Below are 16337 nucleotides of genomic sequence, written 5' to 3' on the forward strand. Positions count from 1 at the left end.
AGCAATTTCTACCACTGGCTAAACGATTGCCGCAGGTGTTATCAGTTACTATAAATAACTTATGCAGAGATATTATTTAACTGACACAAAAAACGACTGCACCTCTGCCACTGCTTCCTCCTCGCCTACTGCTTTATACTTTATACTTTGCCTTGCAGCAAACATACGCTGCAGCCTTGCATGCTGCCCAAGTAACAAAACTAGCCTACCCGGCTTATCCTGAAACAGCTCCTCCAGCAGTGGCATCAGCGCACTAATGTCATTTATACTTTCATTAGCCTTAATACATACTATCGCCAGTTCTGCTTCTTGTAACAACTGCAGGGCATAGTGCTGCACCAACTCCCCCGACTGGGCATCCATATCCAGTACAGCAACCTGAGGAAAAGATATTTTTATCTCTTGCAGGAGCGGCTGACTGTAAGTAGCAGGAGTTATTAAGTTAACATATAAGAATACCTGCATTACTGTACCAGCAGCTTTGTGGAAGCATGCGCACCGGTTTGTGAAGTTGCCCTTATAATGTACATGCCAGCTTTCAGGTTTTGTATTGATAAGGTATGATTCCTGCCAAGCGTGTTATGGCTACGGTACACACTGCGGCCAATGGCATCGTACACCTGAAGCGTTACCGGCTCAGAGGCCCTCACAGAAACAGTTAAGCGTTGTGTTTTATCTATTGGGTTTGGATATACTTCCAGTGTAAGCCCTGCCTCCGGATCTTGGGTAACTGCCATGTTGCCTGCTGTTTGCTCCATTAAGTATAAACCTCCGCCCTGCGTACCCACTGCTAAGTATAGTTTATTATCTCCTCCTAACGGTGCCACAGCTATACTCAAGCCTTTCCCGAAACGTGTTTCATGCAGTTTCTCTGTAGACTCATGCTCCAACACTTGTGTTTCTGCTGTAAAAGTGCCATTTAGGCTATTAGTAAAGTTTCTGTAAATACGGGTAACTCCGCTGTCATCAGCAGTTAACAGGTCTAAATTTCCATCCCCGTCTATATCTGTTACTGTTGGGTACAGTGCCCTCCGGATCAGGTTAAAATCTATACCCCCTATGGCATTGCTCTCTAATGTGTAAGCTGGATTGACTATTGTGCCGGTATTACGATAAAACGCTAAACTACCATCTTTCAAACCTACCAACAGGTCCAGGTCACCATCCTCGTCTACATCGGCAAGGGCTGGGCTAGCGCCATCGGTTATACTTTGCAGTGCCTTTACATCGGTAAAAGTATAGGCAACTGGTTGTCCGGCAGCAGCTTTGTTAGGTATGTAACTGATGCGGTTGGTGCCGGCTCTTAATTCTTTGTAGGTAAGTACAAGGTCCTGAACTCCGTCTCCGTTTACATCGGCAAAGGCAGGCTTTATGGCGAACAGTTGGCGGTTTTTCAGGCTTAGGTAATCGTTTGTAACTAACTCGAAAGCGGGTGCCGTGGCCGTACCGGTATTGCGATAGTGGCTAATGGAGGCGCTGTAGATGTTGTTACTGTAAGAAGCATGGTTACCTACCAGCATATCTAGCAGGCCGTCACCATCAAGGTCGGCAAAGGCGGGGAATGCCCCTTCGCCAAGATCTATCATCTGGTTTTGCAGAAAGTCTTCCTGCACAAAATCGAAAGTTGGCTTATTGGCTGCGCCGCTGTTTTTGTATAACCAAGTGGACGTCTGGAAATCCATGTTCCAGATATCATCGGTTATTTGCGGAGCTACGAGCATATCCGGTATTCCATCAAAAGTAACATCTTCGTAAAAAGCAGCCGGATACACATAAAAAGCTGCAGGCTTAGCGGCCGGAAAACTTGTCGTAAAACTGTTCATCACAGCGTTGCCCACATTGCCTTCGTTCTCCATCATTACCAGGTTATCGCATTGCACAGCTCCCATTACCAGGTCTTTATCACCATCGGCATCCAGGTCCAGCAGCAGCATCGAAGAGCCACTGTGGCCAGAGTGCATTGGCGCAGCTACTCTGCAGTAGGCGCTAAACAAGAACTTGTTACAACCCTCACACTCTGTTATGCGGCCCCACCAATCTGATTGCTGCACGTACTGCATGGTGCCACATGCTAGCCCTAGTTCTGACTGCACATTACGATACAACTCCAGTGTACTGCCAGCCGAAAACTCCGCCACCAGAATATCCAAGTCACCGTCTCCATCTATATCGGTAATGGCAGGCACATCGGCTGCCAGCGTTTGTATATTAACGCGGTTGCTGTTGTAGTATAAAGCGCTCTCTGATAAGGTAAACTTTAGTTGCCCGTTGGGTGCCTCCTCCTGTTTAAATACCCTGATACCAAGCGGTGTGCTGGTAAATATATCTTTTAAACCATCACAGTTATAGTCGCGCAGCAGCACCCAATGGTCTAAGTCTGTCGGGAAAAAAGCTTCATACGCTGGTGCATAAGTATACTTCCACTGTCCGTTCTGCTGCACTGCCAGCCATGTATAAACTTTGCGCAACTGCCTGTCAAAAATAAACAGATCTTCCTGTCCGTCTTTGTTAAGATCTATGGTAGAGAATTGGGGTGTGTTTAGGCCTCCGCTCCAAGGGGCGGGCAATTGCGTGCCGTTAACGGTAACAGGCACATCCAGGCGCTGCCTGAACTGTAGAGGCTCCGGCTCCTGAGCTATACTTTGAACCACAGAAAGTATAAGAAAAAAAAGGGCGTATAGGTATTTCATAGTACAGGTAATGTGCTAGGGCAAGTATAATCTTAACCGGATGCATCTGAAGTTGTTTGCTGTATTTATCTTTGCTGATTTGAGTGTATATTGCCACCACAGAAATCAGGTATACTTTTAAACGTATACACTAGGTTTTACAGCATCTTGTTACGATAAAAATACATATTTCATGCAGAACAGCATCGAATTTCTATACCAAAAGTACCTGGAGTGCCGCCACGTAAGCACCGACTCCCGCGCCGAACAGAACGAAAGTATGTTTTTTGCCCTGAACGGCCCCAACTTTAGAGGTGCAAAGTTTGCTACAATGGCTTTGGAAAAAGGTGCAAGATATGCTGTGGTTGATGATGCAAGTATGGCTGCAGACAATGTGTTTGTAGTGGAGGATACGCTGCAGGCGTTACAGGACCTGGCCCGCCATCACCGCAAACAGTTAAGCATACCTATAATAGGCATCACGGGCAGCAACGGCAAAACCACTACAAAAGAACTTATTTATGCAGTGCTGAGCCAGAAATTTAACACACTGTACACGCAAGGCAACCTGAATAACCACATTGGAGTGCCGCTAACGCTGCTGCGCATTATTCCGGAGCACGAAATGGCTATCATCGAAATGGGTGCCAACCACATCGGAGAGATTGCATTACTTTCAAGTATAGCCTTGCCTACACATGGCATGATCACTAACATCGGCAAAGCACACCTGGAAGGTTTTGGTAGCTTAGAGGGTGTGGCACGCGGCAAAAGCGAACTGTACCTGCACCTCGATGCCCATGCCGGAACTGTGTTTGTGAATACCGGCAACGAGCACCTGATGCGCATGAGCCGCCGCATCCAGAACAAAGTAACCTACCCTGGTCCAGAAGATTTTTACCACTCTGAACTGCTGGAAGCTTCGCCTTACGTGGTGTATAAGGATGAAGAGGGCGATGTAGTAAAAACGCAGCTGGTGGGCAGCTACAACTACGAGAACATGGCTGCCGCTGCCTGTATCGGAAAGTTTTTTGGGGTGCCATTAGCCAAAGCCAACGAAGCTATTTCCAACTACAGTCCTGTAAACAACCGATCACAGGTACTACAAAAAGGCAGCAACACTATTATCCTGGATGCCTACAACGCCAACCCTACCTCTATGGCCGCAGCCGTGCGTAATTTTGGAGGTATGAACGCAGCACAAAAAGTAGTGATACTTGGGGATATGTTTGAGATGGGTGAAGAAAGTGCAGCAGAGCACAAAGCCTTAGGCGAAACAGTAGCGCAGCAACCCTTTACCACCGTACTGCTTTGCGGCAAAGACATGAAGTATGCAGCCGAGGTAAACAAGAACTTTTTATACTTTGAGACCAAACCTGAGCTACAGCAATGGCTGCAGGAGCACCTAGTGTCTGATAGTTATGTGCTGATAAAAGGCTCCAGGGGCATGGGGTTAGAAACGCTGCTGGAGGTGTTGTAATCTAGTGAATTTGAATACTAATAATTAATACATAATAAAAAAGGAGGTGCGTTAAACTGCGCCTCCTTTTTTATTATGTATTAATTATTAATCTCTAGTAAATCTAAACATTTCAACTAGACTTGTAGTCTTAGAAAGGAGACTCAAACTGCGTAATCACCGGCAGTATCTCATCCTTAGGCGATACAAGCGGGTTCTCTATTCCCCACTCAATTCCCAAAGCAGGATCATTCCAAAGCAAACCACCTTCGGCAGACGGTGCATAAAAATCGGTGCACTTGTACAGGAACGTGGTATTATCCTCTAAGGCCACAAAGCCATGTGCAAAGCCAGCTGGTATCCAGAATTGGTTCTGTTTTTCTGCATCCAGTAAGCAGGTTATGTGCTGCCCATAGGTAGGCGAGTCTTTGCGCAGATCTACGGCTACGTCTATAGCCCTACCCGACGATACCCTTACCAATTTACCCTGCGCATGAGGTGGCTTCTGGAAGTGAAGGCCGCGTAAAACTCCTTTCTTAGATACAGACTGGTTGTCCTGCACAAAGATTGGATTGATACCAAACGGCTCGAACCACTTCTGGCTGAATGTTTCCAAAAAATACCCACGGTCATCTCTGAAAACACGCGGCGTGAATTCTATCAGTCCTTCTATGTGGTAAAGTGTATGGTCCATGTATGGTTAATGTGCTAATTATTTAAAGTTTTAATGTGCTATGAAGTAGCTTAAGCTGAGCAGAAAAGTGAATTTCATTCACTCGATTATTTACTGAAAATCATATTACCACCTGCCGCGTTACCGTCTCTATAGCATGCAAGTATCGTTGTATTACAATGCGATCGTCGAAGCGGGTAACGGCTATCTGGCGGCTGGCATTTCCCATTTGCTCTAACTCACCATCGCTTAGCTCCAGCATTTGAAGCATTTTAGCTGCCAGGTCGGCGGCGTTGCGCAGCTTACAAAGGTAACCGTTTACGCCCTGCTGCACTACCTCACGGCAACCTGGCACGTTAGTAGCAACAAGTGGTTTGGCCATGGCAGCAGCCTCTAGTAAAGTGCGTGGCGTTCCTTCACGGTAAGAAGGCAACACTACACAGTCGGCCTTTGCTATCACGCTGGCTACGTCGTCGGTTGCTCCTAGGTATTCTATTACACCGGTTGCGAGCCACTCCTGCAGCTTCACATTCTTGATACCGGAGCGGCTCTTCTCGTCTACCTGCCCCAGCAACTGGCACTTTACGTAAGGGTACTTCTCTTGTACCAGCTTGCTTGCCTGCACAAATTCTACCACACCTTTATCGTAGAGCACACGCGCCACCATCAAGAAAACAAACGGTTTATTACGGTTATACTTTTCAGCGGGCACAAACTCCTGCAGGTTAATACCAGAGCCTGGCAATACTTCAGTTATACTTGGCCGCACCAGTTTGTTCCGCAGGAAAAGACGCCTGTCGTCCTGGTTCTGGAAAAATACCCAGGCAGGGTATTTAAAAGAGTACTCGTATAGCTTAAGTGCAATGCTGGAGATGTAATCTTTCGTGATAAACACTGTACCCAACCCCGAAACATTGTTAATGGCCGGTATACCTGCCCAGTGTGCTGCGATGGCTCCGTAAATGTTCGGCTTGATAGTATAGTGCAGCACCACATCCGGCTTAACCGTTTTGTAGGTGCGGTACAGTCGCCAGACCAGCCACATATCAGTAAAAGGGTTGGTTCCCTGCTCCATCGCCACAGGCACAAACTCACAGCCTGCCGCCACCAAACGCTCTGAGTAAGCATCTTTTGGCGCTATTGCCACCACCTCGTGCCCCTCTGCCAACAAAGCCTTTATCAGGCTAAGCCGGAAGTTATAGATGTTCCAGGAAGTGTTTATGACAATGGCAATCCGCATACGTGCTCTCTAGGCTCGCAAAGATAAGGTTCTTTAGGTCAAAAGCTGTAAGTTAGCCATTTTAGCGGTAGCATCAGATTTTTTACGTTAAATTGCGTGCTATACCAAAACTGCACACACTACACATGCAAGAAACCGTAACCGTGCTACACACGCACGTATTGGTAGTTATACTTTTCCTGATCCTGTTCACGGCAAAAGCCATGATGCTTTTCCTGAACGAGCATAAGCAACTGGATAAGGCAAAGCGCTATACAAAAGCACTCGATATAGTTTTTGGTACGCTTATACTGGTTTCAGGTGCTTACCTGGTATACTTATACCAAAGTATGCCTGGCTGGCTCATCATTAAAATTATTTTGGTAGTACTGGCTATACCACTGGGTATTGTAGGCATTAAGCGCCATAACAAAAAACTAACGGCGCTCTCGCTGCTAATCTTTTTCTATGCCTACGCTATAGCCGAGACTAAAAGCCTGCTTCTGCGTAACCCGGATTCTATCGAAAATACTACCACAGCCGATATAGCTACACCAGCCACCGACGCAGCCGAAACCGGCTCAGGCCATGTTGGAACTGCGCCAGCTGGTACACCAGAAGCTATAGTAGCCAAGCTGGAAGATGATCAACTGGCAAATGCAAAGGCCATTTACGCACAAGTTTGCGATACCTGTCACGGCCCCGACGGCACAAAAGGTGTAGGTGGCGCCGCTAACTTAAAAGTAAGTAACTTAAGCCTCCACGACCGTATTAACGTAGTCGAGAATGGGCTTGACCTGATGCCGGCCTTTGGAGGCCAGCTAAGCGAGCAGGAAATTGAGGCCCTTGCCGCGTATACCATGACTTTAAAGAATGATTAATGGGTAAGAAACAATATTATGAAACCGCCAAGCCGCAGGAAACTGCGGTACTGGTAGCCGTACCTAGCTACCGCCAAACCGATGAGCAAACTCAGGAGTATCTTGACGAGCTTGCTTTCTTAACTGAAACTGCGGGAGCCCAAACCGTTAAACGCTTCGTACAGAAGCTCGACAAACCAGACCGCGCCACTTTTGTGGGCAGCGGTAAATTAGAGGAGATAAAGGCGTTTGTAAAAGAGCATAACACTGACATGGTGATCTTCGACGATGACCTGAGCCCTTCGCAAGTGCGTAACATAGAGCGCGAACTGCAGGTGAAGATTGTAGACAGAAGCTTGCTTATACTTGATATTTTTGCTCTTCGTGCTAAAACAGCCCAAGCCCATGCCCAGGTAGAGATGGCCCAGTACCAATACCTGCTGCCGCGCCTTACTAACCTCTGGACCCACTTATCCAAACAAAAAGGTGGTATTGGTATGAAAGGCCCCGGCGAAACGGAAATTGAAACAGACCGTCGTATTGTGCGTGACAAGATATCATTGCTACGAGAGCGACTTAAGAAGTTTGAGAAGCAGAATTTTGAGCAGCGTAAAGCCCGTGCCGGCATTGTGCGTGTGGCGCTGGTTGGGTATACTAACGTAGGCAAATCCACCCTGATGAACCTGCTCTCCAAATCAGAAGTATTTGCCGAGAATAAGCTGTTTGCTACAGTGGATGCTACGGTGCGTAAAGTAGTATTCGAGAACATTCCGTTTCTACTCTCTGATACAGTAGGGTTTATACGTAAGCTACCCACTAAACTGATTGAATCGTTTAAGTCTACACTAGATGAAATTCGTGAAGCGGACCTGCTGGTGCATGTAGTGGATATTTCCCATCCTTCTTTTGAAGATCATATTGCCGTAGTAAACGAGACTCTAAAAGACATTAACTCTGCCGAAAAACCGGTACTACTGGTGTTTAATAAAATAGACCAGTACCTGCAGCAGCGCGAGCAGGAACTAAAAGAAGAGGAAGCGGACGTACGCCCATCCATCGACGATCTGAAAGCGACCTATATGGCAAAGGAGCATGCTCCTGCATTGTTTATCTCAGCAACTAACAAGCTTAACATTGATGAGTTGAGAGAGGAATTACTACGCCGTGTTTCGGAAATTCACTTTGAGCGTTATCCTAACAACGTGTAAAGTATTGATTTATACTTTTTTTACAAAAGAGGAAGCTGCTGCGGTAGCTTCCTCTTTTTGCTTTTACCCCACTCAAGAGGGGAATCCTAATCTGTAAAGTTCCCTCCTCTTGAGCTTGGTTATGGGTGACAAGGGGTGACACCTTTGTAGGGAGAGGTCGGGAATTATCCGAGTAATAGCCACAGCAATGAAACCTATACCTCCCCCAAACCAACAGCAGAACTCCCTTCCCTGTTTTTAGGGCCGGGCCGGGGTGGGGTAACACAACCAATTACCCATAGTTTCAGTAAGTAGCAAAGCCACTATTGTTTCCTTTTGGCAGCAGTAATGGCGTTAGATATAAACTAATATGAAGACGCTATATATCCTGAGGCACGCTAAATCGAGCTGGGACTTTGATGAACTCAGCGACCACGACCGCCCTTTAAACAAACGTGGCAGAAGCGATGCCCAACTTATGGGGCAGGAACTCGCGAACAGAAGCGTAGCACCTGCATTGATTGTATCCAGTTCGGCAGTAAGGGCTATAACTACGGCCACGCTGGTAGGAAAAGAGCTAAACTACAATGCTGAAGATATTGTGGTAACAGACAGTGTGTATGGTGCAGACAAGCATGAGTTGCTGGATGTGGTGCACAACTCACCAGTAGAAGCAGACGCTGTTATGTTGGTAGGGCATAATGAGCCTATTTCTGAATTTGCCAACATGCTTAGCCCAGAGCACATTGCCAGCCTTCCTACTACAGGTATTGTGGCACTAGAATTTGGCTGCGACAGCTGGTACGATGTAAGCAAAGAGAATGCAAAGCTTCTATTCTACGACTTTCCTAAAAACTACAAATAACCGTTGCGCCACCCATCGCTGCATTGGTTAACAATTACAAATACTGCGATTAGCAGCACCCGAAACAATGGAAGAAGACAATAAAAAACAGGCTAAGACTGCTCCTGAGTTACCTCTTATTAACAGAGAACTAAGCTGGCTTGCCTTTAACTATAGAGTATTGCAGGAGGCCCAAGATAAAAGCGTGCCCCTGCTAGAGCGTATAAAGTTCATGGCTATTTTCTCGTCTAACCTGGATGAGTACTTTAAAGTAAGGGTAGCTACCCTGAAGCGCCTGATCAAACTAAAAAAGAAAACACGCCAAAAGCTGGACGAAGATCCTTCCGATACCTTTGATCAGGTAATAGAAGAAGTAAAGCGCCAGCAGGAGGAGTTCGGCAAAGTGTTCCGCGAAAGTGTGCTTGCCGATCTGCGTGAGCACGATATCCATCTGCTTACCGAAACAGAGCTTAACCCAGAGCAGCAGAAGTGGGTTAAGGAGTACTTCAGGGAAACGCTGGAAGACCAGCTACTACCCATCATACTTGACGATACAGACACCCATCTTTTTTTGAAAGACCAGACGGTTTACCTGGGCATACACATGATGGAGCCTACGGAAAAAGACCAGAAGCCGGAGCGCTTCGCCATGCTGGAAATTCCTACTAAAAAGATAGGCAGCCGTTTTGTGAAGTTGCCCACTGTAGAAGGCAAACGCTATGTGATGTTCATAGATGATGTGATTCGCTTCTGCCTGACTTTATTGTTTCCGCAGTACACTAAGTTCGATGCGCATGCCGTAAAGGTATCCAGAGATGCAGAGTTGGATATTGAAGAGGAAGTATCAGGCAACCTGATGGCTAAGATCCGGAAGAGCTTGAAAAAACGCGAAACCGGCTATCCTGCCCGCTTGCTTTACGACCCTGAAACACCTAAAGTACTGCTAGACCGGATGATGAAGCACACTGCCATAACAGAAGAAGAACTGGTAGAGGGCAGCAAGTACCATAATTTCAGAGACTTTTTCCAGTTTCCGGATTTTAACCTGCCCGACCTAAAGTATACACCACAGCCTACGCTGATACACCCGGAGCTGGAGAAGGAGAAAAGTATGATTGCCGCCATGCAAAAGAAGGACTACGTGGTGCATTACCCTTACCAATCGTTTGAGTATGTGCTGCGCCTGTTCAACGAGGCTGCCTCAGACCCTAAAGTAACCGCCATGAGTGCTACTTTATACCGTGTGGCTGATAAGTCGGCTATTGCAAAGGCGTTGGTTAAGGCAGCTAAAAACGGGAAGCTCGTAACGGTGGTAGTAGAGTTGAAAGCTCGGTTCGATGAGGAATCTAATATCTTCTGGGCTGGAAAACTGCAGAAAGCCGGAGCTAACGTAATATTCGGTGTTCCTGATTTAAAAGTACATTCCAAACTTGGTTTGATTACCAGAAACGAAAACGGGAAACTGGTAAACTATGCATATTTAAGTACAGGCAATTACAACGAGGATACTTCCAAAATATACGCAGACCATGCATTGTTTACTTCTGACCCTCGCCTGACCAAAGACATGGAGCAGGTGTTTGAGTTTTTTATAGACCGTCAGCCTGACAAGAAGTTTAAGCACCTGCTGGTAGCCCCTGTAAACATGCGTCAGAGCTTTGTAAAGCTAGTTGACCGTGAGATGAAAAATGCGCAGAAAGGCCTGCCGGCAAGTATGATTTTAAAGATGAATGCCCTCCAGGATGAGCGCATGATAAAAAAATTGTATGCTGCCAGCCAGGCAGGTGTAAAGATAAAGCTACTGGTACGCGGTATCTGTTGCCTTGTGCCGGGAGTTGAAGGCATCAGCGAGAATATAGAAGTGCGCAGTATTGTAGATCGCTACCTGGAGCACGCACGAGTATACATCTTCCATAACAACGGCGAAGAAAAATACTACATTGCCTCCGCCGATTGGATGACCCGTAACCTGAGCCGCCGGGTAGAGGTAGCTTTCCCGTTGTACCAGAAGAACCTGGTAGAAGAGGTAAGGACTTTAATCGATTTTCAATTACGCGATGATACCAAAGCACGCAATATAGACAATACATATGCGCACATGGCTGACAACGCTGATGTAAGGTCGCAATATGCCTCATATGATTACTTGCGTAACCTGGTGCCAAAAGAAGCAGAGCCTGCCCTTATACAGGAGGCTTAAAGTATAAAAGAGAAGGGCCGCTATAACTTATAGCGGCCCTTCTCTTTTATACTTTAAAGTTTATACTAGTCTTTCTCAACCCACTTTCGAGGTGCTACAAAGAACAATTCCACATTTACATATCCTGCACCGGCAAGGTCATTAATAATAAGCGGGTCTCTGGAACCTATCTCATCAAATACCCTATGCCTGTAGTACTGCCTGAAACCTCCTTCTACTGCAAACCAGGCAAAGTCGTATATCTCCCGTTCAAGGCGCAGTAAGGCTTTAATATCAGTGCGCCTCAGCTCCAGATCACCAAACGAGGAAAGCGGAGTTTCATCCACGAACATGTTATAACTAGAACCCTCTAACCTATACCCGCCATAAAGCAAGGTTTTGTCGTTTAGGTTATAGCGTAGCCGCGCATTAGCAGGAAAAATAGATTCTACGCCCCATTTATCGTTAAAGGTGCGGTTATAAAGTATACCTGGATAAATTCTCTGACGGCCGAAAGTATAACCCAACTGCAAGCCAACCCCCAATGCAAAATCAGGGCTGCGTTTCCAGCCATAGGCCAAGTCAACGCTCACTTTCAGGTAGTCTGATATGTTGATATCATCACGGGTATAATCACCGTTAAGGTCGCCGCTTAGCCGCACCAGGTAAAACCTGCGGGCATCTAGCGAGTGTAGATAAGCTACCTGCAAACCGACGCTTCTCAAATTTTTGTCTTCCAGGTAGCGGTAAAGCGAGTAAGATGATGGATTAAGATTTTCAAAGTTAAACTCCTCCAACTGGTAATCTACACCAACAATTACTTTAGTTTGAGGCTTGTTTACCACTGGGGCAAATATCCGCCAGTTAAATTTATTGTGCCGATATACTTCTTCGCTTCCGTTGCCCACGCTGGGATCATCCGACTCTGAGTCAATTTTAAAGTTTGGCAGGCGTTCATATCCTATTACAATGCCTCTGCCTCTGCCCATGCCTCGCACATTGGGTGATGCAAAGTCTTCTACAATCTCTGTCTCGGCCTGTTGCGCCTGTACTTCCTGCACTATACATATAAAAATCAGCCCCCATAGTACGCGTTTTAATTCTTTCATAGTTTTTTGTTTCGTGCTGTCTATTCTTAAATGGCTGTACCTGCTGCTGCACACTTACTTATTTTCTAAAAAAAGAAACCGAAGTTCAGCATCCATAGCTTATCCACTTCCCCTACAGAGTAAGTTAGCGAGAACACTGAGCGGTTAAGTGCATCTACCCAGATACCGCCGCCATAACCTGTATGGAGACTACGGAAAAAAGAACGCTTAGGGTCTTCTTTGTGATAAACACGCCCGGCATCTAACAAGCCAAGCACACCAAATTTGCCTGGTGCCAGGTACAGGTTGTACTTAAATAATTCTAGGCGGGCCTCCCCGTTCGCGTATAGGCTGCTGCGCCCTGCAAAGCGCGTACGGCGATAACCACGCAAGTTTTCGGTACCTCCCAGGGTACTTGCCTGGTAAAAACGATAGTCTCCGAAATTATGCGAACCCCCAATACGCCCCGCCCAGGTTAACTGAAACGGGAAATTAGGACTAACATAAAATCTGAACTCCGAACTAACATTAGTATAGCTTAAGCCCTCGCCACCAATTTCTTTGTTATAGCTTAACTTATTGTACCAGCGCATGCCTATATCGGGGTTACTGGCAGTGCCGCCGCCACCTAATACCTCCATGTTGGCATATGCTGCAACGCCTGCATAATGCTGCACCTCAAACTCATCTGTTATAGCATTGTATGTGCCCGGCAAAAGATTACCAGCACGAGCTTCATCCAGTAAGAAGCTTTCGCGGGTTGGATATACTACATTAAAGCGATCGTATGTTGGGCCGATGCCAATTTTAAAGAAAGAAGTAAAATCCCTGTACATGGATGCATGCGCAGACAGACGTTCGAAACGCACTCTGTAATATTCATCATCTAGCTCAGGGTTTTGGTCGGTGTAGTTGCCTATACCATAAAAATTACGCTGGTATTTTGGGCCCTGCAGCAACCCGCCGAAAGTCATATTCCAGTTACCTATCACTTGCTTCAGGTCACCGGTATATCGTACATTAAATGAATTTGTAAGAAAAGCATAATTAGCTTCCAGTAAGTGCTCTGCAGCATAAGGTACTTTCCTGAACTTGTAGGTACGCAGCAGCAAACCTGCTCCTAAAAACACACCATCGTCTATGTTATACTCTGTAGAGAGGCGCGGCCCAAAGTATGGTATGTTGTAATTATCGCGGTCCCAGAAGTTAACCTCCGGAAAAACCTCTGTTTTATCTTTTGTTTCGGGCCCAAAGTTAAAATTGTTCTCATCCTTGGTATCGTATACTATGGTGTGTTTTTTTAAGCCACTTACACTGGATTCATCGGTAATGATATCTCCATTGGCACCGCCTATTATCCGCACCACTATACTTGAGTTTACATTGCCGGTAACTATAAACTGGTCTTGGCCGCCCATGCCGTAGATGCGAACTTCTTTTGTTTCGTCTGTCAGGAAGGTGCGGTCATATAGCTGCTCCAGTATCTCCCCTTCTTTGCTGGTCTTGTATCCTGTTACCTGTACCTGCTCATCGTTCAGGCGTTTTATTTCGAAGCGTTCGTGCTTATCGCTGCCGGCTATATCTACATATTTGGCTAGAAAAATATAATACTCTTCTGCGGCTGCCGGTAGCTTCTCACGCCGCGATTTTAGCTTGGCCGCTATCTCTTGCCCCGAAATATTCCTGATCTCTTCAGGAAGCTCTGCAACAGCGGCCTCTATTACTTCATCTGTTAGGCCTGCCTGTACATCCTGTGCTAGCTGCCGCCATTGCTCACGTGTTATTCTGGAGGTAAATGTACGATCTACCTGCAAGCCGCTCAGGTTTAAGCCAATTACATCCTCAAATTCATATCCAAAGTTCTGCACATTTCTTACGCCCCATTTGCGGGTAGCCAGCCACGGAAGTATACCATCTATCTTAAAGAAGGCCTGATCGCGATCTTCGGGTACGGGTATATATAGTTTGCCTTTGTCGTTTTGCTTTTCGCGTTCTACCCAGCGCCACTGCCCCTCATGCCGGTCCCAGTCGCCGATGAGCATATCAAGCAGACGCGCTCTTACAAATTCCGGCTGGTCTACTTCATTATCATTATCCTGCCTTAGTTCCTGAAGCAGTTTTTCGGTACCAACCAGGTTTTTGGCATACCCAAGGCTGGCTGTTTCTTCGTGATTCTCGTCGGCATCTTCCTCCAAAAAAGCTAAGGTATTACCAAACTCATCTATATACTGCCTTAGGTATGGTGTATTAGGTATGTAAACCAGCTTGGGGTTGGTATGATACACTCCTGCCGCATCGGCTAGTTTGGGCACAATTAAGGCACCGTAGGGATGCTGGGCAGATATTTGGTCCTGTAGCAGTGCCCTTGCCGCTGTTTCTCGCAAGTACTCCGGTAAGGCTTGTGTAGGATCTTTATCAACAGTGCGCAAAGTATACTCTTTAGCATCAGGGTTACGCACTTTTAGCGATGCCGTTTGCTTGCCTCCTCCCCGCTGGTAGGGCGTCAGGCCATCTAATTCGTTCTTCATATCCAGCAGCGGCACCTCAACTGGGGTGCTCCATACTTCGCGGTAATGGGCACCTAACATTTTTTCTCTTAGCCCGGAAGCCTTATAATCTGTGCTGGCTGCCAATGTAATGGTGCTGTCGGCATAGTTAGTATCATCTTGCACCAGCGGCACCTCCCTGCGCGGTTTTTTTGCATATAGGGCTGTTCTGAAAGTTATATTGCCTGTTTCGCCTTTGCCTTCAGGTTCCCAGAACTCGGTCCATACTTCGCCGTTCTCGTAGTACATTACTTTAGCAAATCCTTTTACAGCCTGTGTATAGGTGGCATTGCCTCCGCCTTTCACGTGTTGTATCTTACACCCGGATCCGCTTACAATATGTGCCAGGTTGTTGTGTTTAAAGTACTGTAGCGAATGCTCGTGCCCTGCGGCGTAAACTATGTTATCATACTTATCAAATATCTCAAGTAAGCCATCTATGTAGGCTTGGTAGCGCGGGTGCGGAATATCCTGCAGAATACCGCCATACTTTCGGGCAAAAGGGTAAATAGACCCAATTACCGGCATGGGCAGGTACATCCAGTCGCGGAGCATCGTAAAAGGAAATAGGTGGTCACGAAGCGTGAAAAAACCACCGTGGTTGCCCCTGGTAAAGAGCGGGTGGTGCGCCACTATCATGATATCGCTGCCGCTGTTTTTCTGGATGATATCTTCCAGCTGCACCAGGAAATCCAGTTCTGTAGCTGCGCCGCAGCTGCTGTTGTCGCCATAGGGCCTATCGAAGGGGTGCAGCCACCACTCAGAGTCTATAGCGATCATCACCAGGTCATCACTTAATTTTACTTCATATGGCCCAGGACATGCGTTGCCCGGTACATAAAAGTCGCCTCCAACAACAATGTTTTCTTCGGTAAGATACTGGTTTACATAGTTCTGCTCTCTTATAACATATTCCATGCCTCCGCGGCCGCTGTGGTTCCAGTCGTGGTTTCCGGGTATCATGTACTTCTCCCCCTCATAGCCTTTCAAGATATCGAGTTGGGCATTAAGGCGCTCTTCCGATACTTTTCTGTCGTAGCTGCCAACGGGAGGCAGGCCGTTGTGGTACACGTTATCTCCTAAAAAAATGGTAGCACTGTTTACACCCGCCTCATCCATTTGCTTGCGCATCAATACCATCGAGGGCTCCCCATCTAACTCTGGGGCACCAACATCACCGATCAGGAATACAGTGTATAGTAGCTTATTTTGTTGGTCTGGCTTGTTCTGCTCCCAGTCAAGAGCAGCTCTGCTGTAATAAGGTTCTGTAGAAACGCAGGCTGAAAGAGCGAACACCAGCAGGCTCTGCCATACAAACCGTGTGTACAGCCGCTGCTTGAAGAGAAATTTTTTGATCATAGGTTTATAGTACTATAGCACGCCCCGCCTGCACGCCATCTATCGTGATCCTGACCTTGCAGCTGCTGCACCTCCTCTACAATTGAATCCGCCAAACAGCAGTTTGTATAAAGTAGCTGAGCCGGTTTCACTGCGTTATACTTACCAATAAGGATAGGAAACGGGGCTGGATTTGATAAACGAGATGCGCCATATTTTAGTTGTTTGCCACATATAGAGGCACAACTACCCTCCCGAACAGCTGCTTTACTAAC

General features: G+C 46.7%; 11 protein-coding genes. 5 read left to right on the forward strand and 6 right to left on the reverse strand.

Annotation, left to right across the window (positions count from 1 at the left end; all coding sequences use genetic code 11):
• Positions 1-72: 72 nt before the first annotated feature.
• The gene (locus WG943_RS04005) at positions 73-465 is read right to left on the reverse strand and encodes a hypothetical protein (RefSeq protein WP_340406873.1); all 393 of its coding nucleotides are present in this window, start codon (positions 463-465) and stop codon (positions 73-75) included.
• Entirely contained in the window at positions 465-2690 is a 2226-nt protein-coding gene (locus WG943_RS04010; protein ID WP_340406875.1) for a T9SS type A sorting domain-containing protein, read from the reverse strand. The genes WG943_RS04005 and WG943_RS04010 overlap by 1 nt, the downstream gene beginning before the upstream one ends.
• A gap of 172 nt (positions 2691-2862) precedes the next feature.
• Between WG943_RS04010 and WG943_RS04015 the strand changes: the two genes are divergently transcribed.
• The gene (locus WG943_RS04015; protein WP_340406876.1) at positions 2863-4149 is read left to right on the forward strand and encodes a UDP-N-acetylmuramoyl-tripeptide--D-alanyl-D-alanine ligase; all 1287 of its coding nucleotides are present in this window, start codon (positions 2863-2865) and stop codon (positions 4147-4149) included.
• A gap of 130 nt (positions 4150-4279) precedes the next feature.
• Here WG943_RS04015 and rfbC read toward each other — a convergent pair whose 3' ends face one another.
• Both rfbC and WG943_RS04025 read right to left on the reverse strand, forming a co-directional pair.
• The gene (gene rfbC / locus WG943_RS04020) at positions 4280-4822 is read right to left on the reverse strand and encodes a dTDP-4-dehydrorhamnose 3,5-epimerase (protein ID WP_340406877.1); all 543 of its coding nucleotides are present in this window, start codon (positions 4820-4822) and stop codon (positions 4280-4282) included.
• A gap of 100 nt (positions 4823-4922) precedes the next feature.
• Positions 4923-6041 carry a glycosyltransferase family 4 protein gene (locus tag WG943_RS04025; protein WP_340406878.1) on the reverse strand — a complete coding sequence of 373 codons (1119 nt, stop codon included), beginning with the start codon at positions 6039-6041 and terminating at the stop codon, positions 4923-4925.
• Positions 6042-6166: 125 nt separating this feature from the next.
• Here WG943_RS04025 and WG943_RS04030 point away from each other — a divergent pair, with 125 nt between their 5' ends.
• From WG943_RS04030 to ppk1, 4 genes are all read left to right on the forward strand, one after another.
• Positions 6167-6901: a SirB2 family protein gene (locus WG943_RS04030; RefSeq protein ID WP_340406879.1), complete on the forward strand. Its 735-nt coding sequence runs from the start codon at positions 6167-6169 to the stop codon at positions 6899-6901.
• On the forward strand, positions 6901-8088 hold the full coding sequence (hflX, locus tag WG943_RS04035) for a GTPase HflX (RefSeq protein ID WP_340406881.1): 1188 nt from the start codon (positions 6901-6903) through the stop codon (positions 8086-8088). The genes WG943_RS04030 and hflX overlap by 1 nt, the downstream gene beginning before the upstream one ends.
• Positions 8089-8437: 349 nt before the next feature.
• Positions 8438-8932, forward strand: coding sequence for a SixA phosphatase family protein (locus WG943_RS04040; protein WP_340406882.1), 495 nt, complete (start codon positions 8438-8440; stop codon positions 8930-8932).
• A 67-nt stretch (positions 8933-8999) separates the two neighbouring features.
• Entirely contained in the window at positions 9000-11111 is a 2112-nt protein-coding gene (ppk1, locus tag WG943_RS04045) for a polyphosphate kinase 1 (protein ID WP_340406883.1), read from the forward strand.
• Positions 11112-11176: 65 nt separating this feature from the next.
• Here the strand turns inward: ppk1 and WG943_RS04050 are convergent, their stop codons facing one another.
• A complete protein-coding gene (locus tag WG943_RS04050; protein WP_340406884.1) occupies positions 11177-12199 on the reverse strand; it encodes a DUF6268 family outer membrane beta-barrel protein in 1023 nt (340 codons plus the stop codon).
• Positions 12200-12264: 65 nt separating this feature from the next.
• Positions 12265-16083 carry a hypothetical protein gene (locus tag WG943_RS04055; RefSeq protein WP_340406886.1) on the reverse strand — a complete coding sequence of 1273 codons (3819 nt, stop codon included), beginning with the start codon at positions 16081-16083 and terminating at the stop codon, positions 12265-12267.
• Positions 16084-16337: the final 254 nt, after the last annotated feature.

Origin of the sequence: Pontibacter sp. H249 (assembly GCF_037892465.1) — a bacterium.
Lineage (GTDB): Bacteria > Bacteroidota > Bacteroidia > Cytophagales > Hymenobacteraceae > Pontibacter.

Excerpts from the sequence above, each read along its gene's own strand:
- WG943_RS04005 (WP_340406873.1), bottom strand. The coding sequence starts at position 465 with ATGCAGGTATTCTTATATGTTAACTTAATAACTCCTGCTACTTACAGT.
- WG943_RS04010 (WP_340406875.1), bottom strand. The coding sequence starts at position 2,690 with ATGAAATACCTATACGCCCTTTTTTTTCTTATACTTTCTGTGGTTCAA.
- WG943_RS04015 (WP_340406876.1), top strand. The coding sequence starts at position 2,863 with ATGCAGAACAGCATCGAATTTCTATACCAAAAGTACCTGGAGTGCCGC.
- rfbC (WP_340406877.1), bottom strand. The coding sequence starts at position 4,822 with ATGGACCATACACTTTACCACATAGAAGGACTGATAGAATTCACGCCG.
- WG943_RS04025 (WP_340406878.1), bottom strand. The coding sequence starts at position 6,041 with ATGCGGATTGCCATTGTCATAAACACTTCCTGGAACATCTATAACTTC.
- WG943_RS04030 (WP_340406879.1), top strand. The coding sequence starts at position 6,167 with ATGCAAGAAACCGTAACCGTGCTACACACGCACGTATTGGTAGTTATA.
- hflX (WP_340406881.1), top strand. The coding sequence starts at position 6,901 with ATGGGTAAGAAACAATATTATGAAACCGCCAAGCCGCAGGAAACTGCG.
- WG943_RS04040 (WP_340406882.1), top strand. The coding sequence starts at position 8,438 with ATGAAGACGCTATATATCCTGAGGCACGCTAAATCGAGCTGGGACTTT.
- ppk1 (WP_340406883.1), top strand. The coding sequence starts at position 9,000 with ATGGAAGAAGACAATAAAAAACAGGCTAAGACTGCTCCTGAGTTACCT.
- WG943_RS04050 (WP_340406884.1), bottom strand. The coding sequence starts at position 12,199 with ATGAAAGAATTAAAACGCGTACTATGGGGGCTGATTTTTATATGTATA.
- WG943_RS04055 (WP_340406886.1), bottom strand. The coding sequence starts at position 16,083 with ATGATCAAAAAATTTCTCTTCAAGCAGCGGCTGTACACACGGTTTGTA.